The sequence below is a fragment of the Halomonas sp. IOP_14 genome (genome assembly GCF_021021315.1).
Classification (GTDB): domain Bacteria; phylum Pseudomonadota; class Gammaproteobacteria; order Pseudomonadales; family Halomonadaceae; genus Vreelandella; species Vreelandella titanicae.
In genome coordinates this window covers 78224-105009 of sequence record NZ_JAINWD010000018.1, presented here as the reverse complement: position 1 = coordinate 105009, position 26786 = coordinate 78224, and the positions used below count along the sequence as shown (strand labels likewise).

At 52.6% G+C, this 26786-nt stretch carries 24 protein-coding genes; 12 read left to right on the top strand and 12 right to left on the bottom strand.

The features are described 5' to 3' along the window. The coding region (locus K7H09_RS14120; RefSeq protein WP_230805000.1) for a 2-oxo acid dehydrogenase subunit E2 at window positions 1–119 on the top strand (119 nt) is incomplete at its 5' end. A 79-nt stretch (window positions 120–198) separates the two neighbouring features. Here K7H09_RS14120 and K7H09_RS14115 read toward each other — a convergent pair. The 11 genes from K7H09_RS14115 to uraH form a co-directional block, all read right to left on the bottom strand. Next, complete coding sequence (locus tag K7H09_RS14115) at window positions 199–915, bottom strand: GntR family transcriptional regulator (RefSeq protein ID WP_027957831.1); 717 nt, start codon at window positions 913–915, stop codon at window positions 199–201. A gap of 134 nt (window positions 916–1049) precedes the next feature. Beyond that, window positions 1050–2519 carry a pyruvate kinase gene (pyk, locus tag K7H09_RS14110; protein WP_141440446.1) on the bottom strand — a complete coding sequence of 490 codons (1470 nt, stop codon included), beginning with the start codon at window positions 2517–2519 and terminating at the stop codon, window positions 1050–1052. Beyond that, window positions 2516–3838: a glycerate kinase type-2 family protein gene (locus K7H09_RS14105; protein WP_141440445.1), complete on the bottom strand. Its 1323-nt coding sequence runs from the start codon at window positions 3836–3838 to the stop codon at window positions 2516–2518. Before K7H09_RS14105 ends, pyk begins: the two co-directional genes overlap by 4 nt. A gap of 201 nt (window positions 3839–4039) precedes the next feature. Then, the gene (locus K7H09_RS14100) at window positions 4040–4924 is read right to left on the bottom strand and encodes a 2-hydroxy-3-oxopropionate reductase (RefSeq protein WP_141440444.1); all 885 of its coding nucleotides are present in this window, start codon (window positions 4922–4924) and stop codon (window positions 4040–4042) included. Window positions 4925–4976: 52 nt separating this feature from the next. After that, the gene (hyi, locus tag K7H09_RS14095) at window positions 4977–5753 is read right to left on the bottom strand and encodes a hydroxypyruvate isomerase (protein WP_141440443.1); all 777 of its coding nucleotides are present in this window, start codon (window positions 5751–5753) and stop codon (window positions 4977–4979) included. A gap of 74 nt (window positions 5754–5827) precedes the next feature. Next, on the bottom strand, window positions 5828–7615 hold the full coding sequence (gcl, locus tag K7H09_RS14090) for a glyoxylate carboligase (protein WP_041157232.1): 1788 nt from the start codon (window positions 7613–7615) through the stop codon (window positions 5828–5830). A gap of 407 nt (window positions 7616–8022) precedes the next feature. After that, on the bottom strand, window positions 8023–8859 hold the full coding sequence (locus K7H09_RS14085; protein WP_027957837.1) for a bifunctional allantoicase/(S)-ureidoglycine aminohydrolase: 837 nt from the start codon (window positions 8857–8859) through the stop codon (window positions 8023–8025). Between the two features lie 67 nt (window positions 8860–8926). After that, the gene (locus K7H09_RS14080) at window positions 8927–9703 is read right to left on the bottom strand and encodes an IclR family transcriptional regulator (protein ID WP_027957838.1); all 777 of its coding nucleotides are present in this window, start codon (window positions 9701–9703) and stop codon (window positions 8927–8929) included. 108 nt (window positions 9704–9811) lie between these two features. Next, the gene (gene puuE, locus K7H09_RS14075) at window positions 9812–10735 is read right to left on the bottom strand and encodes an allantoinase PuuE (protein WP_027957839.1); all 924 of its coding nucleotides are present in this window, start codon (window positions 10733–10735) and stop codon (window positions 9812–9814) included. Window positions 10736–10874: 139 nt separating this feature from the next. Continuing rightward, window positions 10875–12083: a urate hydroxylase PuuD gene (locus tag K7H09_RS14070; RefSeq protein WP_141440442.1), complete on the bottom strand. Its 1209-nt coding sequence runs from the start codon at window positions 12081–12083 to the stop codon at window positions 10875–10877. A 75-nt stretch (window positions 12084–12158) separates the two neighbouring features. Further along, window positions 12159–12512: a hydroxyisourate hydrolase gene (gene uraH, locus K7H09_RS14065; protein WP_027957841.1), complete on the bottom strand. Its 354-nt coding sequence runs from the start codon at window positions 12510–12512 to the stop codon at window positions 12159–12161. A 434-nt stretch (window positions 12513–12946) separates the two neighbouring features. Between uraH and K7H09_RS14060 the strand changes: the two genes are divergently transcribed. From K7H09_RS14060 to K7H09_RS14050, 3 genes are all read left to right on the top strand, one after another. After that, window positions 12947–14428 (top strand): uracil-xanthine permease family protein, encoded by a 1482-nt coding sequence (locus K7H09_RS14060; RefSeq protein WP_422822625.1) that lies wholly within the window; start codon window positions 12947–12949, stop codon window positions 14426–14428. Between the two features lie 161 nt (window positions 14429–14589). Further along, window positions 14590–16200: a methyl-accepting chemotaxis protein gene (locus K7H09_RS14055; RefSeq protein WP_141440441.1), complete on the top strand. Its 1611-nt coding sequence runs from the start codon at window positions 14590–14592 to the stop codon at window positions 16198–16200. Window positions 16201–16269: 69 nt separating this feature from the next. Beyond that, complete coding sequence (locus K7H09_RS14050) at window positions 16270–16821, top strand: AmiS/UreI family transporter (RefSeq protein ID WP_230804987.1); 552 nt, start codon at window positions 16270–16272, stop codon at window positions 16819–16821. A gap of 438 nt (window positions 16822–17259) precedes the next feature. Here K7H09_RS14050 and K7H09_RS14045 read toward each other — a convergent pair whose 3' ends face one another. Further along, window positions 17260–18144, bottom strand: a complete 885-nt coding sequence (locus tag K7H09_RS14045) for a LysR family transcriptional regulator (RefSeq protein WP_041157235.1) — start codon at window positions 18142–18144, stop codon at window positions 17260–17262. Window positions 18145–18305: 161 nt separating this feature from the next. Between K7H09_RS14045 and K7H09_RS14040 the strand changes: the two genes are divergently transcribed. The 8 genes from K7H09_RS14040 to K7H09_RS14005 all read left to right on the top strand — a co-directional run bounded on the left by K7H09_RS14040 (window position 18306) and on the right by K7H09_RS14005 (window position 26675). Continuing rightward, window positions 18306–19283 carry a hydroxyacid dehydrogenase gene (locus K7H09_RS14040; RefSeq protein WP_230804985.1) on the top strand — a complete coding sequence of 326 codons (978 nt, stop codon included), beginning with the start codon at window positions 18306–18308 and terminating at the stop codon, window positions 19281–19283. A 42-nt stretch (window positions 19284–19325) separates the two neighbouring features. After that, window positions 19326–20006 carry an RraA family protein gene (locus K7H09_RS14035; RefSeq protein WP_027957847.1) on the top strand — a complete coding sequence of 227 codons (681 nt, stop codon included), beginning with the start codon at window positions 19326–19328 and terminating at the stop codon, window positions 20004–20006. A 2-nt stretch (window positions 20007–20008) separates the two neighbouring features. Further along, window positions 20009–21265: an MFS transporter gene (locus tag K7H09_RS14030; RefSeq protein WP_027957848.1), complete on the top strand. Its 1257-nt coding sequence runs from the start codon at window positions 20009–20011 to the stop codon at window positions 21263–21265. 482 nt (window positions 21266–21747) lie between these two features. Further along, window positions 21748–22731, top strand: a complete 984-nt coding sequence (gene dctP / locus K7H09_RS14025) for a TRAP transporter substrate-binding protein DctP (RefSeq protein ID WP_208797104.1) — start codon at window positions 21748–21750, stop codon at window positions 22729–22731. A 23-nt stretch (window positions 22732–22754) separates the two neighbouring features. Further along, window positions 22755–23279 (top strand): TRAP transporter small permease, encoded by a 525-nt coding sequence (locus K7H09_RS14020; RefSeq protein WP_141440440.1) that lies wholly within the window; start codon window positions 22755–22757, stop codon window positions 23277–23279. After that, window positions 23279–24574, top strand: a complete 1296-nt coding sequence (locus tag K7H09_RS14015) for a TRAP transporter large permease (protein ID WP_141440439.1) — start codon at window positions 23279–23281, stop codon at window positions 24572–24574. The genes K7H09_RS14020 and K7H09_RS14015 overlap by 1 nt, the downstream gene beginning before the upstream one ends. A 2-nt stretch (window positions 24575–24576) precedes the next feature. Further along, entirely contained in the window at window positions 24577–25512 is a 936-nt protein-coding gene (locus tag K7H09_RS14010; RefSeq protein ID WP_208797106.1) for an SMP-30/gluconolactonase/LRE family protein, read from the top strand. Then, window positions 25512–26675 carry an amidohydrolase family protein gene (locus tag K7H09_RS14005; RefSeq protein ID WP_141440437.1) on the top strand — a complete coding sequence of 388 codons (1164 nt, stop codon included), beginning with the start codon at window positions 25512–25514 and terminating at the stop codon, window positions 26673–26675. The genes K7H09_RS14010 and K7H09_RS14005 overlap by 1 nt, the downstream gene beginning before the upstream one ends. The last annotated feature ends 111 nt before the right edge of the window (window positions 26676–26786 follow it).

The window sequence follows — 26786 nt, the reverse complement described above, 5'->3', positions numbered from 1 at the left end:
GCCTGATGATGCCGCTGTCGCTCTCCTACGACCACCGCGCGATCAACGGCGCCGACGCGGCACGCTTTACCGCCTTCCTGGCCGATGTGCTGTCCGATATTCGTCGCTTACTGTTGTAGTTAACGATAAAAAAAGGGACTTATAAATGGCGCCTTTATAGGCGCCATTTATTTAAATAAAAAACTTTTCTTTATTAATTTAATTACCACCTAAAATGGCCATAAGATCAGCATCAGGTTCTCTGGAGGTGAGTACAAGCAAGGATTCTAAGCTATTGAGGTGTGTATATACGGAGTTCCGAGCTGCTTCGGCATCGCCATTTACAAGATGCGAAAGTAGTTGAGCATGGTCTCCCTCTAAATAACAAGACAATAAACTCGGCGGTTTATAAAGTGCAATAACGATAGAAGTGCGTAGTACCAAATCAGTAAGCATCGCACCCATGATACTATTAGGTGAGCATTCGGCAAGAAGATGATGAATATTCAGAGAGTGTTCAATGCGTGCTGGTTCATTATTATTTTCATAAGCCTCCTTTTCAAGTACGACTTGCTGTTGCAATGCTTTCTTAGCGCTAGTCTCCAACTTGCCTGCTAGCAGTGCAACAATTTCACCTTCGACTAACCTGCGTGCAGAAAAGGTCTCACGAGTTTCTTCGATTGAAGGAGCACGCACGCGAGCGACCTGATTGGGGCGTTGATCAATGACATGCTCGGCATCAAGCCGTGTTAATGCCTTACGCACCACCGAGCGACTGACTCCAAATACTTCACCTAGCGTTATCTCAGGCAATTTAGTATTGGGAGTCAAACGTTGCATCAGCACAGCCGACCGGATGTGGTCGACGATGTCCTGGTCGCCGACGCGACCTTCTTTGGGTTTATTAAAGCGATTTTTATGCCAGCCGAGGTTCATATTCTTTATCTCTAACGATCCTCGCTGGAACTTAACATGTATCCCCCAATACAACCAACATAAGATCAATGCTTTATCGTTGAAGATGGTTATTTCTCAAGAGCTAACTCAAGCATTTTTTGTAGCGTTTCCGATCATCTTATGCTCTGGTTTACAGCAAGAATTTTCATGGTGTTAGTACCTCCGTGTGCATTCATATGGTTGCCACGGGTAAGAATGACGTGATCATTTTGGGAAACAATTCCTTTAGATACCAGTAATTCTATTGCTTTATCATTGAGTTCTTCGGCTTTCATACTTGTTGTATCAAAGGCCAGAGAGACCACACCGCGATACAGTGCCATACGTCGTTGAGAAATTTCACTTTGTGCTAAACCGATAATGGGCAATCCAGAGTGTATGCGTGAGGCGATCAACGCCGTAAAACCACTAGACGTCATACAGGCAATAGCGGTGACTCCAGCGAGATGGTTCGCAGCGTACATGGCAGAAAGAGCGACCGTTTCATCGACCTGCAAAAAATCTTGATGGATGCGATGGCCAGACTCCTGAGCGCTCCGCTCACGTTCGGCCCCCAGGCATAAACGATCCATTGCCTTCACGGTTTCTACAGGAAAGTCCCCAGCAGCGGTTTCAGCGGATAGCATCACCGCATCCGTGCCATCAAGAACGGCATTGGCAACATCGAAAACCTCAGCACGCGTTGGCAGCGGCGCACTAATCATCGTCTCCATCATCTGCGTGGCGGTGATCACCGCACGGTTGAGGCTACGCGCGCGCTTGATCATGCGTTTTTGCACGCCGATCAACTGAGCATCCCCGATTTCTACCCCCAGATCACCCCGTGCCACCATGACTGCTTCGGATGCCATAATAATGCCATCTAAAATTTCATCATCCGCCACCGCTTCGGCACGCTCAATCTTCGCGACAAGACCGATTTCTTTACCCTCCTCACCCAGCAGCTTGCGAGCTTCCTGCATGTCAGCAGCGCTACGTGGAAAAGATACCGCAAGGTAGTCAACACCTATTTCGACGGCGGTCTTAATGTCTCGTTTATCCTTCTCGGTAAGAGCGGCCGCAGACAACCCGCCTCCCTCCTTATTGATGCCCTTGTTGTTGGAAAGCTTACCTCCAACAACAACCCGAGTATGGATTTCTTGGCCCCCAATGGCACTGACTTCGAGCACCAAACGACCATCGTCAAGCAGGAGGCGGTCACCCACGATGACATCGTCCGCCAACGTCTTGTAATCACAACCGACGCGTGTGATATCGCCGGCATTGCTATCCAACAACATATCAAGCACGAAGGGCTGGCCTTCTCCAAGCAAAACCGAATCGTCCTTGAAGCGAGCGATACGAATTTTAGGGCCTTGCAAATCAGCTAACACCGCGACGCTTCGGCCTAGACGTTGGGAAATCTCACGCACTTCGACTAGCCGACGGCGATGATCATCAGCCGAACCATGGGAGAAATTGAGTCGAACGACATCCACACCTGCCCGCAGCATACCTTCCAGTACACCTTCACGGTCGCTGGCGGGGCCTAAGGTTGCCACTATTTTGGTGCGACGAATGGGGGTATAAGCGGTTGGTTTCATGCTGGCCTCGGGAGAACAAGAATAGCTCGAAAATCATTGACATTAGTTCGGGTCGGACCGGTCACAACCAGGTCGTTAATAGCAGCAAAAAAACTGTAAGCATCGTTACGGTTCAGATAATCCTTTGCTGACAACTGCAAGGCTTTTGCACGTTGCCAGCTCTCGGGGCCGAATACAGCACCGGCGTTGTCCTCAGAACCATCAATGCCATCGGTATCGACAGCGAGTGCATAAACGCCCTCTGCACCCTCAAGTGTGTCGAAAAGCCCTAATAAATATTCGACATTGCGCCCGCCACGCCCATCGCCACGCACAGTGACGCTGGTCTCACCACCGGAGAGCACCAGCAGTGGACGTTTAATTTCACTTTGCAGTTTGCGCACCATACGCGCTTGAGCAATACCTAAATCACGAGCTTCACCTTCCAAATCATCGCCCAGCACTCTGACGACGACCGCACTTTTTTCAGCACTGAGTCGAGCAGCCTCAAGGGCATCACTGGCTCGCGCCAGGATTATGAACTGGTCGCGTGCAAACTCAGGGCTAGAGGCTTGAGGCGCGTCGTGATTGGCCATCAAATGTTGACGCACGTTATCAGGAACCTCGATGGCGTGGCGTTCGAGAATCTCCAGGGCATCAAGCGGTTTTGAGTTATCTGGCAGGGTGGGACCTGAAGCAATCAGGGTAGGATCATCACCCGGCACATCAGAAATAAGGTAGGTCACCACCCGAGCGGGGTGAGCGTGAGCAGCCAAACGACCACCCTTGATCCCAGACAAGTGACGACGCACCGTATTGATGTCGCGTATCGGTGCGCCACAGAGCAGCAACGCTTTGTTAACAGCCTGCTTGTCCTTCAAACTGATACCTGCGGCGGGTAGCGTCATCAATGCAGAGCCGCCCCCTGAGATCAAAGCAATCACTTGATCGTCTTCACTGAGGTTTTTCACCGCTTCAAGCATACGTTTGGCGGCTTGCTCACCAAGTGCATCGGGCATGGGATGGGACGCTTCTAACACCTCGATATATTGGCAATCAGCACCGTGTTTATAGCGAGTCACCACCACTCCGTCCAAGTCAATTGCTTCACCGTTGTTACGTGCACGCTCAACCCATGCTAACTCTAGTGCGCTTGCCATAGCAGCGGCGGCTTTTCCAGCACCGACGACAACGGTTCGTCCGGCCGGTTTTTCTGGTAGTTGGTCTGGCAATAAGCTGAAAGGATGCACCGCAGCGATGGCCGTTTCAGCCAGGTGCACTAACCACTGGCGCGAGGCCTCTTCACTAGTAAAGGGTGCTAAGCGAAAAAGGGCATTCATCGGTAGACTCCACAGGCAAGGGCCGGGGGGAATAGAAAAAAGGGGACAAAAAAACCGGTGAAAGACACATAACGAAACGGAAGTCTTGCACCGGGAAAAGGCAACGAGTCACATGCAATAACGAGGGCGGGCGCAGAACGATGCCCGCCGTAAAACAGTAATGAAACCTCCGTCAATCAGTCAGTCGCGCCATAAAAGGCATTACTGGCCAATTTCATAATTCGCCAGTTTTTCCAGGGCACGCAGGATTCCCGCATGATCCCAATCCGCACCGCCATTAGCGGCACATGCCTGGAACAGCTGTTGGGCATTTGCCGTCCCCGGTAAAGAGAGGTTAAGGCTACGTGCACCCTCCAATGCCAAGTTGAGATCTTTCTGATGCAGGCGGATGCGAAAACCAGGGTCAAAGGTACGCTTAATCATGCGCTCGCCATGCACATCCAGAATTTTCGACTGAGCGAGGCCGCCCAACAGGGATTCACGCACCTTGGCGACATCGGCACCGGCCTTGGAGGCGAACAGCAGCCCCTCTGCAACGGCCTCAATAGTCAGTGCAACAACGATCTGGTTGGCGACCTTGCAGGTCTGGCCTGCTCCGTGACCACCAATGTGCGTAATCACCTTACCGACGACTTCAAGCAGCGGCTTAGCCCTTTCAAAGCCTTTGTCCGTCGCCCCTACCATAATGGTCAGCGCGGCATTGATCGCACCGCCTTCACCACCGGAAACAGGGGCATCAACAAACTCACCACCGGCTTCCGTAATGCGCTTGGCGAATGCCTGGGTCTGCATTGGGGCAATGGAACTCATGTCGATGACTAGGGTGCCGGGCTTGAGGCCCTCTATCACGCCGTTCTCACCGAACAGTACACTCTCTACATCTGGCGTATCCGGCACCATGGTGATAATGACATCGGACGCCTGGGCAACCGCTTTTGGATTAGCCGCCTCTTGCATGCCCTTATCGGCAAGCGTTGCGTCCAAGGGGCCGCGTTTGACGGTCACCAAAGAGTGGCCCGCATCGAGCAGGTGGCCTGCCATTGGGCGTCCCATGATGCCTAAACCGATAAAACCAATCTTGCTCATCCTCTTTCTCCTTCAAACTAACGCAATTTGTACTTATTCATACTTGGGATGTTCAGCGCACCGCCTCTAACCAAACCAGCCCTTCCGACGTCGACGTCTTGGGCTTGTATTCGCAGCCAACCCAGCCGTCGTAACCTAAGCGGTCAAGCTGTGAGAACAGAAAAGGGTAGTTGATCTCACCGGTACCCGGCTCATGACGGCCCGGGTTATCCGCCAGTTGCACATGCGCGATACAGCCCAGATGCTTCTCGATCGTGGGCGCTAGATCCCCCTCCATGATCTGCATGTGGTAGATGTCGTATTGCAGCTTCAGATTGTCACTACCGACCTCGTCGAACAGCGCCAGAGCCTGCTCGGTGCGGTTGAGGAAAAAGCCTGGGATATCACGAGTGTTGATCGGCTCCGCCAACAGAAGAATGCCAACCGACTTGAGCTTTTCAGCGGCATAACGCAGATTTTCAATCAGCGTGCTGCGTGCCTCGTCATCACTTACACCTTGAGGCTTAATACCCGCCAGGCAGTTCACCTGTTTGCACCCCAAAACAGTGGCATATTCGATAGCACGATCAACACCGACCCGGAACTCTTCCACCCGATCCGGGTGACAAGCGATGCCTCGTTCACCCGCGGCCCAATCGCCCGCAGGCAAATTGTGCAATACCTGGGTAAGGCCGTTGGCTAATAAACGCTCTTTGATTTCCGCCGCCGTGTAATCGTAGGGAAATAGGTATTCAACCCCCTTGAACCCAGCCACGGCAGCGGCCTGAAAACGATCGAGGAAGTCTACTTCGGTGAACATCATGCTGAGATTCGCGGCAAATTTGGGCATGCAAGTCTCCTTGTTTTTATCTTAGTGATAATAATTGCCCTGGTGCCGAACCTCGGTAGTCACCAGGGCCAAGCTTAGGTCAAACTGGCGATGGAGCTAGGCGCATCCGTCAAGTTTTCAGCCAGTTCCTCGAATTCATTGACGCCATCAAGGTCGGTACCCATTGAGATATTGGTGATGCGCTCAAGAATGATCTCAACGACTACAGGTACGCGATGTTCACGCATCAGTTCGCGGGCCTTTTCAAATGCCGGAGCGATATCCTCAGGCTTTATTACGCGCAGCGCTTTACAACCCAGGCCTTCGGCAACAGCAATATGGTCTACACCGTATTCAGCTAATTCAGCCTCTTCGTCGGTGTAGTTAATGTTTTTGAAAGAGAGCTGCACGCAGTAATCCATGTCGAAACCGCGCTGAGCCTGACGAATCAACCCGAGATAGGAGTTGTTCACCAGCACATGGATATAGGGAAGGTTGAATTGCGCCCCGACTGCCAGTTCTTCGACCATAAACTGGAAATCGTAGTCACCGGAAAGTGCCACCACTTCAGCTTCAGGATCAGCACGGCAAACGCCCAACGCCGCTGGAATGGTCCAGCCTAGCGGCCCCGCCTGGCCACAGTTGATCCAGTGACGCGGCTTGTAAACGTGCAGGAACTGAGCGCCCGCAATCTGGGACAGACCGATGGTGCTGATATAGCGGGCATTCTTGCCGAACACCTTGTTCATTTCTTCATAAACACGCTGGGGTTTGACCGGCACGTTATCGAAGTGCGTCTTGCGCAACAGCGTGCGTTTGCGCTCCTGGCACTCCGCGGCCCAGGCACTGCGATCCTTGAGTTTGCCCTTCGCCTTCATTTCCCGAGCCACATCAAGGAAAAGTGCCAATGCCAGCTTGGCATCAGAAACGATGCCGTAATCAGGGCCGAAGATACGCCCGATCTGCGTCGGCTCGATGTCGACGTGAACAAACTTACGGTCTTTGGTATATGTTTCGACGTTACCGGTGTGGCGATTGGCCCAACGGTTGCCGATGCCCATCACGAAATCCGAGGCAAGCATGGTTGCGTTGCCGTATCGATGAGATGTCTGCAAGCCCACCATGCCCGCCATCAGCGGGTGATCGTCGGGAATCGTACCCCAGCCCATCAGCGTCGGAATGACCGGCACGCCGGTAAGTTCGGCAAACTCGACAAGTTGTTCTGCGGCATCTGCATTGATGATCCCGCCCCCCGCGACCAACAGCGGCTTTTCGGACTCGTTGAGCATGGTCAACGCTTTTTCAATCTGGGCACGCGAAGCAGACGGCTTATAGGCCGGAAGTGATTCGTAGGTATCCGGATCAAACTCGATTTCGCTCATCTGAACGTCGATCGGCAGATCGATCAACACCGGGCCGGGGCGGCTTGAGCGCATGAGTTGAAAGGCTTTCTGGAAGGCCCGCGGCACTTGGGCCGGTTCCATCACGGTAATCGCCCATTTTGTGACCGGCCCGGCAATGGTCTGAATATCCACTGCCTGGAAGTCTTCCTTGTGCAACTTGGCCCGTGGCGCTTGACCGGTGATGCACAGAATCGGTATGGAGTCGGCGCTGGCGGAATACAGCCCGGTGATCATGTCGGTGCCGGCGGGACCAGAAGTACCGATACATACCCCGATGTTCCCCGCTTTGGTTCGGGTATAACCCTCGGCCATGTGCGACGCCCCTTCAACATGGCGTGCCAGAATGTGATCGACTCCACCCACCTTACGCATGGCAGCGTAAAAAGGATTGATTGCGGCCCCCGGCAACCCAAAGGCAACGTCGATACCTTCTTTCTTCAGAACGTGAATGGCGGCTTCCGCAGCTGTCATTTTAGCCATTACAATTTCTCCTCAACAATTGAATACAATTGCTGTATTCATTTTCGATTTGTTCTTGTATTCAAAAATAGGCGCCTACTCGATGAGTGTCAATTTTTTTATGGAAAATATTTCCATAAAAAATTAAATGCCAACATATACCCTTAATAAACAAAAGGTTATTGAAATCACAGCTACGGGGATATGCACATAGTGCAGAGGTGGAATCGTAGAACCAAGGAGGGAAATTCAGGCACCACTAATAGACCAACAGCCTTGGCTGTTAGCCTTTAAAAACCTTAAGGAATAGCGGATGACATGCGAGAAAATTTAGCGCCAAAGGCATCTCAACAGGCTAACAACGCTATTGATCAGAGTGTGTACGTCATCGCCATCATCTTCGGTTTCAACTCGTGCCAGGAAACGACTCAGCGTGCCCCCACGCAACCCAGTTTCATATGGCGGTTAACGTCTTTGTAGAGCAGATAGCGGAACGGCCCTGGGCCGCCGGCATAACAGGCCTGCGGGCAGAACGCGCGCAACCACATAAAGTCGCCAGCCTCGACCTCAACCCAACTCTGATTCAAGTGATAAACAGCCTTACCTTCGAGCACGTAAAGCCCGTGCTCCATGACATGGGTTTCATCGAAAGGGATGACGGCTCCAGGTTGCAGAGTGACGATATTGACATGCATGTCATGGCGGACGTCATCCGGTTCGACGAAGCGTGTAGTCACCCATCTCTCATCGGTATCCGGCATAGCCGATGGTTCAATGGCATTTTCGTTAGTGACGAAAGGCGCAGGTGCTTTAATGCCTTCAACATATTCGTAAGCCTTGCGCACCCAATGAAAACGAACCGGCTCGTCAGCCCTGTTATGCGCCTGCCAGCTAATACCTGGGGGTAAAAAAGCATAGCCGCCGGGCTGCATAAGGTGTGTTTCACCCGCCAGAGTGAGCGTCAGTTCGCCTTCAACAATGAACAGCACCCCCTCGGCTGCCGGATCTAGTTCCGGCTTTTCGCTACCACCGCCAGGAGATACTTCCATAATGTATTGTGAAAACGTCTCGGCAAAGCCAGACAGGGGACGAGACAACACCCATAAGCGGGTTTTATCCCAAAACGGCAAATTACTGGTCACAATGTCACGCATGACCCCTTTAGGTATCACTGCATAGGCTTCGGTAAACACGGCGCGATCCGACAGCAGCTGTGTCTGTGCTGGCAACCCTCCCTGGGGGGCATAATAGTTACGCTTGGCCATCATCTTTCCTTTATTGTGGTCAATTTTATCGTTTGGATTTTTTATATATAGAAAGGGATCTAGAAATTTATCCGTAACCCAACATTGCGGAAATGGTCGCGGCAGCTTCAGCTACGCAGCTCTGTAGTCGATCACGCTTTTCGGCAGAGACTTCGTGTACTGGCACCATAATGCTGATAACGCCTTCCATAGAGCCATCATGGTTATAGAGGGGATAGACAACCGAAGAGATACCAAAGTGATAATAGGAGTCCGCAATAACATATCCACGCTGCCGGTCTTCCTGCACTAGATCCCAGAGAACATCACGGTTGGCAGGCGCACCCGGCTCCTTATCTAAAAGGTAATCTGATGGATAAAGAGTTTCGAATTCCTCTCGTGATAGATCGGTAAGCAGCATTCGTCCCAAAGAAGTGCAATGCAACGGCAAGCGGGTTCCGACACTCACACGGCGAATAGTAGCGTTCGATGCCCCAACTCTCGCCACGTAGACGGCATCACGACCATCTCGAATAGCGATATGGCTCGAACAACCGGTTTGCTCACACAAAGACTCAATAACCGGCTGTCCGATCTGTACTACATCCAGCGAAGCGACGTACTCAAAGCCTAGGCGCAATACATTGACCCCCAGGGAATATAAACCGGTGACGGGGTGATGGCGTAAAAACCCCATGTGCTCCAAGGTCTGTACCGCTCGATGCGAAGTTGCTTGTGGATAACCCACTCGCTTAACAAGCTCGGAAAAGCTCATCTCTCGGTGATGACGATTGAGCTCCATTAAGATCATTAGCCCTCGTTCAAGCGCGGGTATCAGATGTTTTTTGTTATCCTTGTCACTCATGGCTCGTTCACTCGCTTCAGGGTTATCGCTTTTAGGCGAACAAAAAAAAGAGACCTTAGTAGATAAGTAATTACTAATAAATATTTCTTTAGACCTGCATCGATAAGCTCAGTAGGCGGGATGGTGCTTTACCCAATGCCGGGCGATATCCACGCGCCGACTGACCCAGACACGGTCATGCGCTTCAATATGATCAAGAAAACGCTGGAGTGCGATAAAACGGCCAGGGCGTCCTATCAGGCGGCAATGCAAACCGATAGAGAGCATTTTTGGCACTTCTGCTCCCTCCGCGTATAACACATCAAAAGCATCACGCAGATAGCTAAAGAAATGATCAGCGGTATTAAAACCCTGTGGCGAGGCAAAGCGCATATCATTAGAGTCCAGTGTATAAGGCACTACTAGATGAGAGTGCGTATGGCCCTGGCTGTCCTTCTCGCGTGTCCAGAACGGTAAGTCATCACCGTAGTAGTCGCTGTCGTACAAAAAACCGCCTTGATCCAATATCAGACGACGCGTATTGGGGCTGTCACGGCCGGTATACCAACCCAGCGGCTGCGCGCCGTAAAGGTTCTGAAACACTTCGATAGCACGCTCCATGTGCTGGCGTTCCAGCGCTTCTGGCACTTCCTGATAATTGATCCAACGATAGCCGTGACACGCAATTTCATGACCCAACTCCTGAAAGGCATGAGCCACCTCGGGGTTACGCTCCAGCGCCATGGCCACACCGAAAATGGTCAGCGGCAAACCACGTCGTTCGAATTCACGCAAGATTCGCCATACCCCTGCCCGGGAGCCATACTCATAAATGGATTCCATGCTCAGGTGGCGATTGGAAAAAGCAGGCGCACCGACTATCTCGGAAAGGAACTGCTCGGAACCGGTATCGCCGTGTAGTACCGAGTTCTCTGCACCCTCTTCATAGTTCAGCACGAATTGCACAGCAATTTTCGCCTTGCCAGGCCAATTGGCCTGAGGGGGATTACAGCCATAGCCGACCAAGTCACGAGGATAATTAGGCGAATGCATGATGCAAGTTCCTTGTTATAAAACAGCGATCTAATGAGTGTTTAAAAACAATAAAAATGTACATAGCGAAAGATACAGCCCACCATAAGGCAGGCTTTAAATAGCACTGACGTTAAATACGTACGAATTATTTAGACGCTTACTCTTCCCACTCCTCAATCAATGCACGTTCTTCCTCCGTCATATTCGTCATATTGCCAAGCGGCATATAGCTGCTCGCTACTACTCGCTTAATGCTCTCTTGTTGTTTAATGATTTGCTCGATTTCGTCATATGCAAAACCAGCAGGAGGAGCAGAAAAGCCTGGCTGTGTCGGCGTTTGTGAGTGGCAAGCGACACAACGTTGCTCTATGACGGCACCGATCTCGGTGATATCTGGCCCCTTTTCTGCTGCCTGAGCACCAGATTGACTCGAGCTTTGCGCAGGCATAGCCACCCAAAAAGCTATTAAGAGAAGAGCAACACCAGCAATGGGATAAATTGGCTGAATTTTACCCGCATGCATTAAGACAAAGTATTGACGAATCAATGCACCCGCAAAGATAAAGAGTGTCATCAGCACCCATGCATGCTCATGAGTGTAAGCAAAGGAGTAATGATTGCTGATCATCAACAATACGACGGGCAGGGTGAAATAGGTGTTATGAACCGAGCGCTGCTTACCACGCTTACCATCAAGCGGATTGGGTGTTGCGCCAGCCTTCATCGCCTTTACCATGCGACGCTGACCAGGAATAATCCAAAAGAACACATTCGCCGACATCGCAGTAGCCATCACAGCCCCTGTTAACAGGAAAGCCGCGCGCCCCGAAAACATTTGAGTACTCAAGTAGGTAACTACGATCATCATGACCGCTACGCCGATACTCAAGAGACCATCACGCTCCATGTTCGGGCTGATACGCTTACACATCTCGTTATAAACAACCCACCCTAGTAGCAGGAAGGCCAGCGCCAGGATATTAGCTTCCCAACCAGCAAGGTTAGCCGCCCACTCCCAGTTACTGTTGGGGTTCACCAAGTAGAAGCTTGGGTTAACCATATACAAAATGATGAACAGGGCAAAACCGGACAGCCATGTGGTGTAAGACTTCCAGAACGACCAGTGCAGATCATCCGGTAGTTTTTCTGGACTCGTTGCATATTTCTGGTTGTGATAGAAACCACCACCATGTACAGCCCACATTTCACCAAACACCCCTTTTTGGCGGCAGTTTTCGTCTTTAGGTGTTTTGAGGCCGTTGTCCAGCATCACAAAATAGATGGATTCGCCTATCCAAGCGATGGCCGCGATGACATGCAGCCAGCGCAGCATAAAGTTTCCAAATTCAAGTAAATAGGCTTCCATTAGGGGAACCTCGCCTCATTTGATTATTGTTGGGTGGCTAACTACAAAACGTACATTGACGCTCAAAATGGATGTTCAGCTGCCGCGATAAGTCGAATAGGCATATGGCGTTAGCAATAACGGCACATGATAGTGCTGCGCCGCATCATTAACCCCGAAACGGAGTGGTATGATGTCCAAAAAGCTCGGCTCTGGCGCTTTTAAGCCTTGGCGCATCAAGTAGTCACCTGCATGGAACACCATTTCATAATTGCCCTTTACTAATTCACTTCCTTCAAGTATTGGAGCATCACAACGACCATCGTCATTGGTCTTAACTATTTTAAGAAGCTGGCGTAGCCCCCCATCTAAACGGAATACCTCTATTTTAATTCCTTCACCAGGGCAGCCTTGGGCTGTATCCAAAACATGTGTTGTCAGTTTTCCCATCACCTCTCTCCTCTGATTTTCCGCGAATCCTGTGCCGCTAGCTCATCATTGGCAACGCAGTATTAGCACAGTCTAAAAAGCGTTCATGTGGTTATAGTCAACATTTTTAGCTCTTTAATGGACACATTTCAAATATTTTCTGTATACATTTTTGGAATATTTTGATGACCAACGTCAGCGAATGCGACTTTAGTAGGCATTCCTTAAGGGGATTTACCTTTAGAAAGATCGGCTACAGCAGGTAGATGTAAAACAGGCAATACAAATGTAAGTCACTGTTATTTAATAACTTTAATTAAATTTCTGTTAGAAGAAACTGGGCATACCAGTATTATTTTCTAGGTATAGTTATCCGGAAAAAACGCACATTGCTGATATGGGGTTGGAGGATGGCTGCAAAATTATTTATTTTCTGATTTATTTTTGTGTACAGTATGATCAAATCAGATAAACAAAAAATTAATAGCACTGAATACAATAACAATGGAGACTCATCTATGAATGATGCATTAGCCTCTTCCGAAGATCGGAAACGCGTGAGCGAAAAGAACACCTCTCTGTTTGATTTCTATGGAAAACCGCGGTTTTCAAAGGCTTTGCCTCTATCTCTTCAGCATCTATTGGCCATGATCGCTGGCGTCATCACTCCGCCCATTATCGTTGCCGGTGTTGTGGGGGCGAGCATAGAAGAAAAGCTCCTACTTATTCAGATTGCCGTGCTGGCATCAGGGGTATGTACTGTTTTCCACCTTTACGGTGTTTGGAAATTTGGCGCCCGCTTGCCCGCCATCTTTGGTGTAGGCTTTGCCTATGTACCAACCTTGGTCGCGGTAGGAGCTCAGTATGGTATTGAAGGGATTCTTGGCGCCCAGTTAATCGGCGGTATGACCATGGTGATAGTGGGCTATTTCATCCAGTATATCCGCCACCTCTTTCCGCCTGTTGTCGCAGGCACCGTGGTATTGGTCATTGGCTTATCACTTTACGATATTGCTATTCGTTACATGGCGGGCAATGGCAACGTAAACGCACCCAATTTTGGCGATCCGATTAATTGGGTCGTGGCGTTGGTAACGCTACTCACGGTATTGATCGCCGCTCAGTTCGGTAAAGGCGTGGTTAAGCTTTCCGCAATCATTGTAGGCATCGTCGTGGGTTACTTGCTCTCGCTCGCCCTTGGCATGGTCAGTTTTGATAGCGTGTCCAATGCTTCCTGGGTGGCCATTCCCAAGGTAATGCCTTTCGAGATGGAATTTCACGCGGCCGCCATCGCCTCTATGGTCGTTATCTGCATTATCAATTCCGTACAAACTATCGGCGATTTGTCCGCAACAACCGTAGGTGGCATGAATCGCGAGCTGAAGACTAGGGAGTTGACGGGAGGTTTACTGGGCAATGGCCTGACGACCACCCTAAGCTCTTTCTTCGGTGCATTACCTACCTCCACCTTCAGCCAGAACGTAGGCATTGTGGCGATGACCAAGGTTATTAGCCGTTATGTCCTGGCGCTGGCGGGCATCATGATGATTCTGGCTGGCCTTAGCCCAAAGTTTGGGGCAATCATGACCACCATTCCTTATCCCGTATTGGGTGGAGCAACCATTACCGTATTCGGCATGATCACCATGACGGGGATTCAGCTGTTGGTAAAAGATGAAATGTCCGCTCGAAATATGACGATCGTGGGGCTCGCTTTAGCATTGAGCCTAGGCATCGCTTCTGTCCCCTCAGCCATTGAGCAGTTTCCGGCGGTGTTGAGAGACCTGATTGGCGGTGCGCCTATTGTCGTTGCTGCGATAACAGCCTTCACACTTAACATAGCCCTGCCTAATAAAACACTGACCGACGAGGCAAAAGAGCGGAAGGAGATTGCCAAAGCAGATGCCGAGGCGGCCAAAGCCGACAGCGACAAATGAAGCCAGAAAATCTCACAAACAACACCCACTCTAATTAAACAGTTTTTATGTACACCTAATTAGAAGCCATTTGGCCACCACTAAATAGAACTGCTGCGTGCGCTGGCAGTTCTATTTTGTGGTTAAGGTGCATGGCTCTATAGGTTAACTTGGGAATATAAATGCGTATATTAGATAATATGACTTTAAGGATGAGCTGGACGCTGGTTCTACTCTCATTCTTACTTATGCTTCTTGTGCTCAGTGGCACAGGGCTTTATGCCGTCAATCACAGCCAACAAAGCATCGAGCAGCTCACTAATGTCAATGTTAACCAGCAGGCTAGTCTCAACCGAACTAATTCCACGCTACAAGCCACACGCCTTAGCATGGCGCGCCTTTATGAGGAATTGATTGAGCCACAAACAACGCTTACCAATGAAGAGAGGCAGCAGCGAGCTAATGAGCTGCATAGCTCACTTAATAGTACCCAAGACGTGTTTTCGAATTTTATCTCACTGCCCGCCGACGCAGCCCATGAGGCGATCATCTCGCCTATCGTAACAAGCTTTGACACCATGATAGATGTACACCTTTTGCCGCAAGTAACTGCATTGTATGAAGGCGATACAGTTACTTACCGCGAACAGCGTGACGCCGCTTACCAGGCTTATGCAGCTTTCTATCAAGATGCGATTGGTTTTTTTCATCAAGTAGAAAAAGAAGGTAACAACCGGCTGACCAATTTTGACTCTGTCATCAGCCTTTCCACTATTACCATCATCACCGTCTTCATTATAGCGCTCATGGTTACCGTGATTGTTTACTGGGGCGTAGGTGCTAATTTAATACGGCCTTTGCACCGCATTACCGAGCATTTCAAGAGCATGGCGGAAGGCGACCTTTCAAGAGAAGTGGAAACCCGCGGTCGCAATGAAATCGGCGTGCTTTTCACCTCTCTGCGTCATATGCAGCAAAGCTTACTCGGAACTGTTATGACGGTTAGAGAAAGCAGTAGCGAAGTATTTACCAGCGCCCAAGAGATCGCCAAAGGTAATCAGGATCTCTCGGCGCGTACGGAACGACAGTCAGCCTCGTTAACCGAAACCGCGTCAAGCATCGAAGAAATGACCTCAACAATGGAGCGCAACAGCGAAAACACTATCCAAGCAAGACAAGTAGCTCGTGAAGCGGCGAACACTGCGGATCAAGGCGGTAGTGTGGTTATGGAGGTCATTAGCCATATGCACAACATCCGCGAAAGCTCACAGAAAATCACCGACATCATCAAACTGATTGACTCCATTGCTTTCCAAACCAATATTCTCGCCCTCAATGCTTCAGTAGAAGCGGCACGTGCTGGAGAGCATGGCCGCGGCTTTGCGGTAGTGGCCAGTGAAGTACGCCAGCTCGCTACCCGCAGCGCTAGCGCTTCAACGGATATTCGAAAGCTGATTGAAACATCGGTCAATATGGTAGAAGCCGGCACGCATCAAGCGGATAAAGCAGGCGAAACCATGGCGCGAATCATGGCATCGGTGACCCAGGTCACCACGTTAATGGACGAGATATCCGTAGCAACCGAAGAGCAACGCGCGGGTATTCGAGAAGTTAATATCGCAGCTAACGATATGGAGCAAACGACTCAACAAAATGCCGCGATGGTCGAACAAGCCAGTACGGCCGCCATCGAGCTTCAGCATGAGGCCGAACGCCTCAACTCCATCGTCGCCCGGTTTAAGCTGAATGAATCAACACCGCAGCTAACGGCGCAAGCGGTCAATACCCACTAACGATACACAGTAGTGCCTTACTAAAAGCACCCTACCATTAAAGCAAAGCCACGGGAACGAGCACGTGGCTTGATTAAAAATAAACATCTGGAGCAAGACAGTATGATCCTGGGTCTTACATTGCTATATGTGGGCGCTGTTTTGTTTATAAATGGTATCTGGCTGCTGGAAAAAATCAGCAACCAAGAAGTCTCAATCATCAACGTCCTGGTTGGGTTGCTCAGCTTTATTATAGCCATGCACTTAATTTTCAAAGACCCTAACAACACGGCTGAGATTAGCGCAGGGGCTTTTACGCTCTTATTTTCAATAATCTATCTTTGGGTAGGTGCCAATCAGTGGCTAAAATCTGATGGCAAAGGATTAGGTTGGTTCTGTCTTTTTGTAAGCATCACCGCCGCGGTTATTGGTGTGCACTCAATCGCTGGCTACACGACAAGTTTCAAATTATGGAATACGGTTAACTGGTTTTCATGGTCTCTTTTATGGCTTAGTTTCTTCTACCTATTAGCGCTAGCGAAGCCTATTCAGCGGTACGTTGCAACTTATACCATTTTTTGCGCGATCTTTACCGGCTGGATTCCAGGCGTCATGATTTTACTAGAACTTATTAGTACATAATTTTCAATAAACGCTTCCTCTTAAAGGTGTTTTTAAACCTTCCTCAAAAAGACCAACTTTCGAATCGTGCCGCTTATGCCAGGCTGATACTGATAAAACCACCAATAAGCTGATTCGCCGATGTTTCCCGAAAGTGCTGCGCTTATTAGTTGAATTCAGAATTCAAGATGGCCAATATTAACCACGCTGAAAGAACACTATAGGTTACCAGCTCATGAACTGGTAGTTGACGGATCCATCATGATCAGCAAACCCTGTATGGGTTGATGGGCATAAGCGTTAATATCAAAGTGCTTGCGCCAGGTAAGTGGCCAGTAACCCTAAAGGCGAATGCGGCCCAGGTGATCGCGCATTACTAGGGCCTGTTGACGTTTCATCAGCGTAGCGGGGACGGCTCGGGCAAGTGCGATATTGTATCTACGACTTCCGTAATGACGACTATTCTCGATAAACACCAAACTCTCCCGCAACTTCCGCCAGCTTATTGTGTAACGCTGTCAGTAGCTCGGCCTTGGCCGAACTGGCGCGATGGATCATGCCAATTTGTCTGAAGACTTGGGGCTCACCGAACGGCAATGTCAGCATGTCGCGACCGTTCTCGCGCACCGCGACATTTGGCACGATGCTGGCACCAAGGCCCGCGGCCACGCACTCCACGATGGCTGGCACGGTGTCGATCTCAGCGATGTCCTGCACCGCTATGCCTAGCCGGGCCAGCTCGTTGTTGATCATTGCGCCCAGCGGCACGTTACTGCCAAAGCGCACGAAGGGCAACGTTTCCAGCAACTGCTGAACCGGCATCGGCGGTGTTCCGGGCGGCGCTATCACCACTAACGGCTCGCGTATGAACGGCGACCACAAGAGATCGCGCGACACGCCGGAGTGCTCGGCGACCACCGCCACATCCAGCCGGTCGGCGTTGACATCACTGATCAGCGTCGAAGACATGCCCACTCGTAGGTTTACGTTCAGCTCGGGGAACTCCTGTCGCAGTGCCACGATGGCACGTGGCAGTAGGCCGATAGTACTGGTGCGCACCGAGCCAATATTGAGCGTACCCGTTATCTGCTTCCCGGACAGAACGCCACGCGTTTCATCCACCAAGGCCAGAATCTGTTTAGCCGTTTCAAGCATTTTCAGCCCCTGGAGGTTGAGGCTAGGAGGGCGGGAGTCACGATTGAACAGCTTGGTATCCAGTTCCTGCTCAAGCGAATGGACCTGTTGGCTAACAGCGGAAGGGGTCAAATTTACGATCAAGGCCGCCCGCGCGAATGTGCCATGCTCAGCGATCGCTACGAATGTTCGTAGTTGGCGAGTGTCCATAAACCCTCCTTAAATGAAGAAATGCTTAACATAAAGGCAAATTTTATTCGCTTTTGTATAAAAAATCTTCCTGTATTCTAAAAATCAATTCGAAAGCAGTCGCCTGTGATGCTACGCCGATCAGTGTCCGGCTGCCCTCGTTACAACAGGGAGGATCTGATTTGGCACTACAACCTTTGATTCTAATAACAGGCCCCGACCTTGCCCCCACTGCAAAGCAAATGGCCGAAGACGCTGGCTATACCCTTGTTCACACACCCCCCTATCCATCTGAGGAGGTACTCGCTGACTTCCTCAAACAGTACGACCCGGTTGGGGTCGTGTCTCGAATGGGGCAATTTGGTGCCGGTGCTGTCGCAGCAGGGAAATCGCTGCGCGTTATCTCCAAGCATGGCGCAGGCGTCGACAATATCGACATCGATGCAGCAACCCAACATGGTATCCAAGTCATCCGGGCGGCAGGTGGCAATGCAGTTTCTGTTGCGGAACACACGGTTGCTCTAATGTTCTCGACGATCAAACGTTTGCTGCCACTGGATGCAGGCATGCGGGCAGGACGCTGGGAAAAGGCGGGATTCCTCGGTCGAGAATTATCCGGCATGCGTTTAGGTCTAGTGGGTGGCGGCGCCATCGCTGCCGCCGTAGCGAAGCTGGTGAAAGGCATGGGTCTCGACGTGCTCGTCTACGACCCCTATGCCTCGGTGGACGCCATCGAAGCTATGGGCGCACGCCGCGCCGAACGCATCGAGGACCTGCTCCGCCAATCGGACATCGTCAGCCTGCACTGCCCCCTTACCGAAAGCAATACGCACATGCTTAACGCCGCGATGCTCGCCCTGATGCCGGCCGACAGCTACGTCATCAATACTTCTCGGGGTGGTCTGATCGACGAGGCGGCCCTGCTTGCCGCCCTAGAGAGTGGGCATATCGCAGGCGCAGGACTAGACACTTTCGAACAGGAGCCGCCATTGGACGTGAACGCTCTGGCCGCGTCTGAGCGAGTCATTCTCACGCCCCATATCGCAGGCGTCACCAAAGAAGCTGGCAAGCGCGTCGGCGAACTGGCGGTAAGCGGTATCGTGGACTTCCTCGCTGGAGAAACCCTACCGAAAGCCCGCTTGGTCAACACCCTAGCCTGAACGCACCATCTTTAATGTTGAGTCACATGACGGAGTAATGCCATGACAGTCGGAAATAGAGTTCTTCAGCGCCAGCGCCGTGTCGACGACGACCTCGTTAAGGCGTTCGCAGTACTGCCCGTAGCGGTGGTCAGCGATAGCATGTCCCGCGTCTTCGCCGGTGGCCCAGACCTTCGCCCGATGCATCGCGCTGGCAATTTAGCCGGGGTCGCCCTTACTGTTCGTACGCGCCCCGGTGATAACCTGATGCTGCACAAGGCCATCGACATGGCCCAGCCCGGTGACGTCATCGTCTGCGATGCCGGAGGGGACACCACCAATGCCCTGATGGGTGAGTTAATGCTGGCTTACGCGGTCAAGAAAGGCGTTGCGGGTTTCGTGCTCAACGGTGCGCTGCGCGACCTGGACGGCTTTCGCGATACCAACCTGCCGACCTTCGCCGTGGGCGTCACGCATCGCGGCCCATACAAAAACGGGCCAGGTGAGATCAATACTCCGATCAACCTTGGCGGGATGGTTATTGAGCCGGGCGACCTAATTCTGGGTGACGCCGATGGCGTGCTGGCCGTTCCCTACGCTGATGCCGAGACAGTGCTAAAAGCCGCCCAAGCGAAACAGGCCTCCGAAGAGAAGCAAATGGTCGCCATACATACTGGCGAGAACGACCGCACCTGGGTTGATAAGGCTTTGGAAACGACGGGCTGCAGCCTCCTGCGAGGCTGAGTTTGCACCTGCCCAAAGCCGCCGCCCCGCTGGCAAACGCTCGGCTTCGCGCGTACTTGGCGGGTAACGCGGCTTCGGCTGTTGGCACCTGGGCGCAACGTGTGGTGCTGCTATGGCTCGCCTGGGAGATGACACAGTCGAGCTTCATGCTAGGGCTAATGGCAATGGCGGACCTGCTGCCATCAATGGTCGTGGCTCCCTTTGCAGGCACATTGGTCGATAGACAAGACAAAATTCGCCTAGCCCTGTGGCTGCAGCTTCTCTCAATAGCGCCGCCTTGCATTATGCTGATTGCCATAATGGCCGAGCTTGTCAGCCCGACAATGTTGCTAATCGTGGCTGGATTAACTGGCATCCTGAACGGATTCGATCATCCAACGCGTATGGTCGTTGTCGGTAGCATCGTCCCTAAAGAAGATGTGCCTGGAGCGATAACGATCAACTCCATGGTGTTTAACCTTGCGCGGATGTTAGGTCCAGCCGCCGCCGGCATGGCGCTAACGCTGGAAGCACTTTGGTCGGTCTTTTTATTTAACACAATTAGCTATTTGCTCTTTGCACTGATACTAGCGCGGCTTTCCCAATCAGAAAATACTAACCAAAGGCGAGGGTCTGAGGGACTGGAAGGGTCGACGGAAGGCAAACTCAGCCACTCAACATGGTCAGCGGTAATACATGCACTGACTGGACATCACAAGCTCTTGCTGCTGTTCTTCGCCCTTCTAGCGCTATGTTATAGGCCTATTTTCGAATTATTACCGGCTTTTGCCGGTCAGGTCGTTATTGGAGAAGCAGCAAGAGCAAAGGCCTTCTCTTTGATGACATCAGCTCAAGGGCTCGGTGCGATAGGCGGTGGGTTGATGACCTCCTTCTTACTAACAAAAGGCTCTCCTCTCTCACTGGCCATAGGCTTCGGACTATCGGCAATATTGGCATGCGGATTATTTCTGATTAGCCATGTGTTATGGGCAGGATTATTAACCCTTGCCTGTTTGTCAGGAGCCATCCTGGCCAATGGTGTGTGTACGCAAGTTGTTCTGCAGACACAGGTGCCAGAGTCGGTGAGAGGAAAAGTGCTGTCACTCTATACAATGATCTTTCGAGGCCTACCAGCGATGGGGGCTATGGTAGCCGGACTAATCGCCGAGAATACATCCAACCGCGTCATCTTCGGCTTGAGCAGCCTACCAATAGTAGCAATGTTGCTTGTGCTGCTAGTGGCTCTAAACAAGGATCGAAAAAAGCTGAGTGACTCATAGCCCTTGAATCTGCAGAAGACTTCAAATCAATAACGTTCATAGATACGTTACTATTATGGGTTACTAGATAATCTGTAAAACCTCATCATTTTCCTCTTTTGATACAGATTGGCGGAGTTCGATTCGGCGCGCTTCCCGTTCCAAGATTGTCTCCCCCCCGATGCAGTCGTATAGGTTGATATCGCCTCAGGTACGTTTGCATCTTTTTGCTACGCCATGCCAATAAACTACCACTAAAGCGGCATATACAAGTCTGCAAAAACACGAATTTTTAATAAAGAAATTCTTCATACTTCTTCAAGAAAAACGCGCTTTATACAGAAAGTCTTTTCATGTTCCACTTCTGCTAGAAACACGCTTTCCAATGGCTTAGATGCCCGTGGTTCGCGTCTTTTCGATCATAGATCAACATCTAACAACATGCGCTGTACCGCCAGTTCCTCGAACGGTAGAGACATAACAACGATTAATGAGGTATCGATATGAAAGCCTTCAAGCCCTCTTTGGTAACTAGCCTACTCATCATGGGTATAGCCACGACAGGTGCTGCTCAAGCCGCTGATTGGACCGGCTACACCTATTCGTCGGTTTCCACTACCGCGGCAGTAAAGGGAATGCAGCGCATCATAGACCGTACTGAAGCTGAAACCGAAGACCTGTCGATCACGCTGCATTTGGGAAAAACACTGCAGATCGCCTCCAGCGATATTACCCAGGCGGTCGGTAATGGATTTATCGATTTCTCGGCTGATCTGTTTTTTTCCGGCAATGTGCCCATCGCGCGTATCCTCAATCTGCCAATGCTGATCCAGAACGATGAGGAGTGGGATAAAGCCTACGCGGCCATGTCTCCCTATCTCACGCAAGGCTTCGCCGAGCAGGATGTTACCTTTCTGGGCGCTTATCGCTACCCTCAACAAGTCATTTTCACCTCGTTCGAGATCGACTCCCTCGACGATCTCGAAAGTCATAAGATCCGCGTGACCTCACCCGAGCAGGGTGCCTTCGTCGAGGCCTTCGGAGGCGCGCCGATCACCCTATCCGGCTCCGAGGTTCCAACTGCACTGGAGCGCGGCGTAATTGATGGTGTGCTAACAGCCAGTGCGGGCGGTGCAAAAAACTGGCACGAGTTCCTCGACTACAACTACCGATTACCGGTGAACTACGCCTATAGCGCCATTATCGCCAATACCAACGCCTACGAGTCCCTGAACGAAGTCGATCGAGAGACCTTCGCCACCATCATCAGAGAGGAGGCTTCTAACATCACCGAGGCCTTCCTTATAGACGAGCAGGCCCAAAAGGAATCTCAGGGGGACGCTGGCATGACCATTGTTGAAGCAAGTGACGCAGAGATCGTCAAGGCCCAGGAAGCCCTCGCCCCCTTCTGGCAGGAATGGGCCAGCGAAGCCGGTCCTGAGCATGAACAGGCACTGCAGGATGTGCTCACAGCGCTCGGCAAGTGATTGATCTTTTAGAGGATCTCAACATGTCTACCCCCCAACATGAAACAAGAAAAGGGCCGGCCTCCGCCGGCCCCATTTTTGACGTGCTCTCCGCTATTGTGCGCATGCTCGCCAGTGCTGGACTAATAACGCTAACGGTATTGGTCGTCGCCGAGATCGGATCACGGTTGCTTTTCAACAGTTCCCTACATGTAGTGGAGGAGCTCTCCGGCTACTTGGTTATCGCCACCACTCTGTTCGGCGCTAGCCTAGCAATCAGGAACAATGCATTGTTTCAGGTCGGTTTTATATACGAAACCTTGCCGCCTCGGGTCAGGCAGGTGCTTGGTCTGGTGTACGTCGCACTAGCCATGGGCATCTGCGGTGTGCTCGCCTGGCACTCCTCCCTGCTCGTCATGAGTTCGTTCGCACGCGGCAACGTGGCGCCCACCGCTCTGATGACACCGCTTTGGATCCCGCAGATGCTGCTGCCTGTGGGCCTGTCCGTGATGACCCTTTTCCTGTTAGAGCGTGCCTTGCTGCAACTAGGCATCGGAGGACAACGCTGATGGATGCAATCATTGCCTTTTCCGTCTTGCTGCTACTGATCCTCGGCGGTCTTTGGGTGCATTTCGCTGTAGGAGCCGCGGCCCTTGGGTATCTTTGGCTGCTGAAGGGATTTGCTGGCTGGAATGCCCTTGGAATGGTTAGCTGGGGGGCATCCAACAGCTTCACTCTAGCCGCCATTCCGCTGTTCATCTTGATGGCGGAAATCCTACTCGGCAGCGGCCTGAGTGGCCGTCTCTATAACGGCATCGCACCCTTCATGCGCCGCCTGCCGGGCGGACTGCTACATACCAACATCATAGGCAGCGGCATCTTCGCCGCCGTCGCTGGCGGCAGCGCCCCCACAGCCGCGGCCATGTCGACCGTGGCTCTGCCAGCCCTATCCGCACGGGGCTATCAAAAGCGTATCATCGCAGGCTCGCTGGCCGCCGGTGGCACCCTGGGCATACTGATTCCGCCCTCGATCACGATGATCATCTACGCCACCTTCACCGAGACCTCCATCGCCAAACTGTTTGCGGCCGGGCTGGTGCCCGGTATCCTGCTGGCTGGCTGCTATAGCCTGTTTATTGCCGCGCGCTCGCTACTCAACCCCTCGCTGGTGCCACGCGACACCACCCAGTTGCGGCTTTCCGATTACCTGAAGGCGGCGCTGGATGTCGTGCCATTCATGATATTGATCAGCTTCGTACTGGGCAGTATCTATTCGGGCATCGCTACGCCTACCGAGGCCGGTGCTGTTGGCGTAGTTGGGGCAGTAGTGATCGCTGCCGCCTACCGCAGGCTCAGCTTGAGCATATTGCGCAAAGCCATCTCACGTACCCTGGTGATGAGCGGCAATGTTCTGTTTATCGTCTTCATTTCGATGATTTTCGCCTACGCCACCGCGCTATCCGGCGTCGGCGAGGATCTGGTTAGCTGGGTGTCCGAGGCGGACATGTCGCCGTTCGTTTTTCTAATGATCTTGCTGGTCACCTTCGCCATCCTCGGCTGCTTTATGGAAGGTCTAGGCATGATCGCGATCATTGTGCCGGTCATCTTTCCCGTGCTGATGGCGATGAATATCGACCCAGTGTGGTTTGGCGTGTTCGTGGTCATCCTGGTCGAGCTCGGCCAACTGACGCCGCCACTGGGCATCATCCTGTTCGTGGTCGCCAGTTCGGACCCCACCGTTAAAGTCGAAGACGTCGTCATGGGTGTGCTGCCCTTCTTCCTGATCATCCTGGCCTTCCTTGTTCTGCTGATCTGGTTCCCCGACATCGCCCTGTGGCTCCCAACCACGACCTTTGGAGGTTGAACATGGCATTCCCCCACCCCGACCCGATACTGATTGAGGCCGAGGTTTTCACCAAACTGCCGACGTCACTGAGAAGATCCGGCCAACGCTCTTACTGGGCGGATCGCAACCGGCGCGGGGCGGTGGTCGACAGCTTCATTGAGGGCCCATCCTTCGATCTCGAAGGCAACCTGTGGTTCGTTGACATTCCTTTTGGTCGGGTCTTTCGCGCCTCACCTAACGGCGCCGTCGAGCAGATCACCGAGTACGAAGGCCAGCCCAATGGCCTGAAGATCAACGCAGCCGGACACATCTACATTGCCGATTTTCGTAACGGCATCATGCAGTTGAATCCGAACACTGGCGAAGTGATCACCGCGCTGGGCGATGCTGACACCGAGGGCTTCAAGGGCTGCAACGACCTGCACTTCGGCCCCGACGGCTCGCTGTACTTCACCGATCAGGGCCAAACCGGCTTGCAGGACCCCTCTGGCCGTGTCTACCGCTGGCACCCGGACAGCGGTCGGCTGGACTGCCTTATCGACAAAGTGCCGAGCCCCAACGGGCTGGTGCTCGATAAGGCTGGCCATGCACTCTATGTGGCGGTAACCCGTGCCAATGCTGTCTGGCGTCTGCCGATCTCGGACAGCGGACGCGTGGTAAAAGCGGGGCTATTCCTGCAGTTTTCCGGCGGCCGTGCGGGCCCGGACGGTCTGGCGCTTACCAAGGATGGTGGCGTGGTGGTCTGTCAGACCGGCATGGGACTGGTTTGGGTACACGATGCGCTCGGTGTGCCAATCGCCGTGGTGAGATCCCCTCGTGGGCTCGGCACCACCAACTGCGCCTTCGGCGGGCCGGAAGGCCGTACACTCTTCATCACCGAGTCTGACACCGGCACTATTCTGCGCGCTGAGCTGCCCGTCGGCGGCTTTCCCATGGCTTCCGGCTGGGGTATGTGATGCTGACGACGAAGCCGCAGCCCTACGACAGCTTCCTTGCCTCCTGTTCCACGACCCAGCGGAATCACCAAGACAGTGACGATGCCGCCAACGAGCGACCCTGGCGCCGACGCCCCGTCGTAGACTCACCGAACCCGCCGCCGCGGCCGGACTGGCTCACCCAGGTTCGGGAGCCCTCGCTGGCTCCGGATCAGAAGATCGTCGATGCCCATCACCACCTTTGGGATCGCCGAGGCTTTCGCTATCTGCTTGAGGAGTTCACCGACGACATCGGCGACAGTGGCCATTGGGTGACTGCCTCGATCTACATCCAGTGCCGGACGATGTATCGCGCGAGCGGCCCCGAGGCCTATCGATCCGTCGGTGAGATCGAGTTCGTTCGCGGCCTCTCCGCTCAGTCGCGTAGCGGCCACTACGGGCCCACCGACGTGGCAACGGCCATCGTTGGCTATGCCGACCTACTGATGGGGGCCAGCGTCGCGCCGGTGCTCGAGGCGCTGATGGAGGCTGGCGGCGGGCGCTTTCGCGGTGTGCGCATGCCCGTCGCGGCGCATCCCGACCCCACCGTTCGTTCCAACCCCGTGCCAGCACCGGAGGGGCTGATGGTCAGCAAGCCCTTCGTCGAGGCAGCACGGCAGCTGTCCCGCCTCGGCCTGTCGTTGGATATATGGGCCTACCAAACCCAGCTCGACGAGGTAGCAACCTTGGCCCGCCGCCTGCCCGAGCTGACCATCGTTCTCGACCATGCTGGAGGGCCTCTGGGCGTCGGATCCTATCCCAGTCCTCATAGTGACCATAACTCGATCCATCGCCAGGCCTGGCGCGACGGTTTGGCGCGACTGGCCGAACTCCCCAATGTGATGCTCAAGATCGGCGGCTTTGGCATGCCGATCATGGGCTTCAGCTTCAACACAGGAAAGACGCCACCGAACTCACAGCACCTTGCCGATGCCATCGCCCCCGACGTGGACGCCTGCATTGAGCGCTTTACACCATCGCGCTGCATGTTGGAGAGCAACTTTCCTGTCGATAAGGGCAGTATCTCCTACGGCGTGCTGTGGAATGCCTATCACCGACTCACCGCCTCCTGGAGCCAGGAGGAACGCAACGCCGTGTTTCACGACACGGCTACACGGGTCTACCGGCTACCCGCCGGTTCATGACCTAACTAACCGCGCCGTTAATGAGCCATGCCCGCAAGTTCAACAACAAGATCGGAGTACGCCAACATGAAACAACGTTTTTTAAGCTTGTCCCTCGCCGCTGTCGCGTCG

Excerpts from the sequence above, each read along its gene's own strand:
- K7H09_RS14060 (WP_422822625.1), top strand. The coding sequence starts at position 12,947 with ATGATCAAATCAGATAAACAAAAAATTAATAGCACTGAATACAATAAC.
- K7H09_RS14015 (WP_141440439.1), top strand. The coding sequence starts at position 23,279 with ATGGATGCAATCATTGCCTTTTCCGTCTTGCTGCTACTGATCCTCGGC.
- puuE (WP_027957839.1), bottom strand. The coding sequence starts at position 10,735 with ATGCATTCGCCTAATTATCCTCGTGACTTGGTCGGCTATGGCTGTAAT.
- K7H09_RS14100 (WP_141440444.1), bottom strand. The coding sequence starts at position 4,924 with ATGAGCAAGATTGGTTTTATCGGTTTAGGCATCATGGGACGCCCAATG.
- K7H09_RS14020 (WP_141440440.1), top strand. The coding sequence starts at position 22,755 with ATGTCTACCCCCCAACATGAAACAAGAAAAGGGCCGGCCTCCGCCGGC.
- pyk (WP_141440446.1), bottom strand. The coding sequence starts at position 2,519 with ATGAAACCAACCGCTTATACCCCCATTCGTCGCACCAAAATAGTGGCA.
- K7H09_RS14055 (WP_141440441.1), top strand. The coding sequence starts at position 14,590 with ATGCGTATATTAGATAATATGACTTTAAGGATGAGCTGGACGCTGGTT.
- hyi (WP_141440443.1), bottom strand. The coding sequence starts at position 5,753 with ATGCCCAAATTTGCCGCGAATCTCAGCATGATGTTCACCGAAGTAGAC.
- K7H09_RS14105 (WP_141440445.1), bottom strand. The coding sequence starts at position 3,838 with ATGAATGCCCTTTTTCGCTTAGCACCCTTTACTAGTGAAGAGGCCTCG.
- K7H09_RS14005 (WP_141440437.1), top strand. The coding sequence starts at position 25,512 with ATGCTGACGACGAAGCCGCAGCCCTACGACAGCTTCCTTGCCTCCTGT.
- K7H09_RS14070 (WP_141440442.1), bottom strand. The coding sequence starts at position 12,083 with ATGGAAGCCTATTTACTTGAATTTGGAAACTTTATGCTGCGCTGGCTG.
- uraH (WP_027957841.1), bottom strand. The coding sequence starts at position 12,512 with ATGGGAAAACTGACAACACATGTTTTGGATACAGCCCAAGGCTGCCCT.
- K7H09_RS14035 (WP_027957847.1), top strand. The coding sequence starts at position 19,326 with ATGACAGTCGGAAATAGAGTTCTTCAGCGCCAGCGCCGTGTCGACGAC.
- K7H09_RS14045 (WP_041157235.1), bottom strand. The coding sequence starts at position 18,144 with ATGGACACTCGCCAACTACGAACATTCGTAGCGATCGCTGAGCATGGC.
- K7H09_RS14085 (WP_027957837.1), bottom strand. The coding sequence starts at position 8,859 with ATGGCCAAGCGTAACTATTATGCCCCCCAGGGAGGGTTGCCAGCACAG.
- gcl (WP_041157232.1), bottom strand. The coding sequence starts at position 7,615 with ATGGCTAAAATGACAGCTGCGGAAGCCGCCATTCACGTTCTGAAGAAA.
- K7H09_RS14115 (WP_027957831.1), bottom strand. The coding sequence starts at position 915 with ATGAACCTCGGCTGGCATAAAAATCGCTTTAATAAACCCAAAGAAGGT.
- K7H09_RS14010 (WP_208797106.1), top strand. The coding sequence starts at position 24,577 with ATGGCATTCCCCCACCCCGACCCGATACTGATTGAGGCCGAGGTTTTC.
- K7H09_RS14080 (WP_027957838.1), bottom strand. The coding sequence starts at position 9,703 with ATGAGTGACAAGGATAACAAAAAACATCTGATACCCGCGCTTGAACGA.
- dctP (WP_208797104.1), top strand. The coding sequence starts at position 21,748 with ATGAAAGCCTTCAAGCCCTCTTTGGTAACTAGCCTACTCATCATGGGT.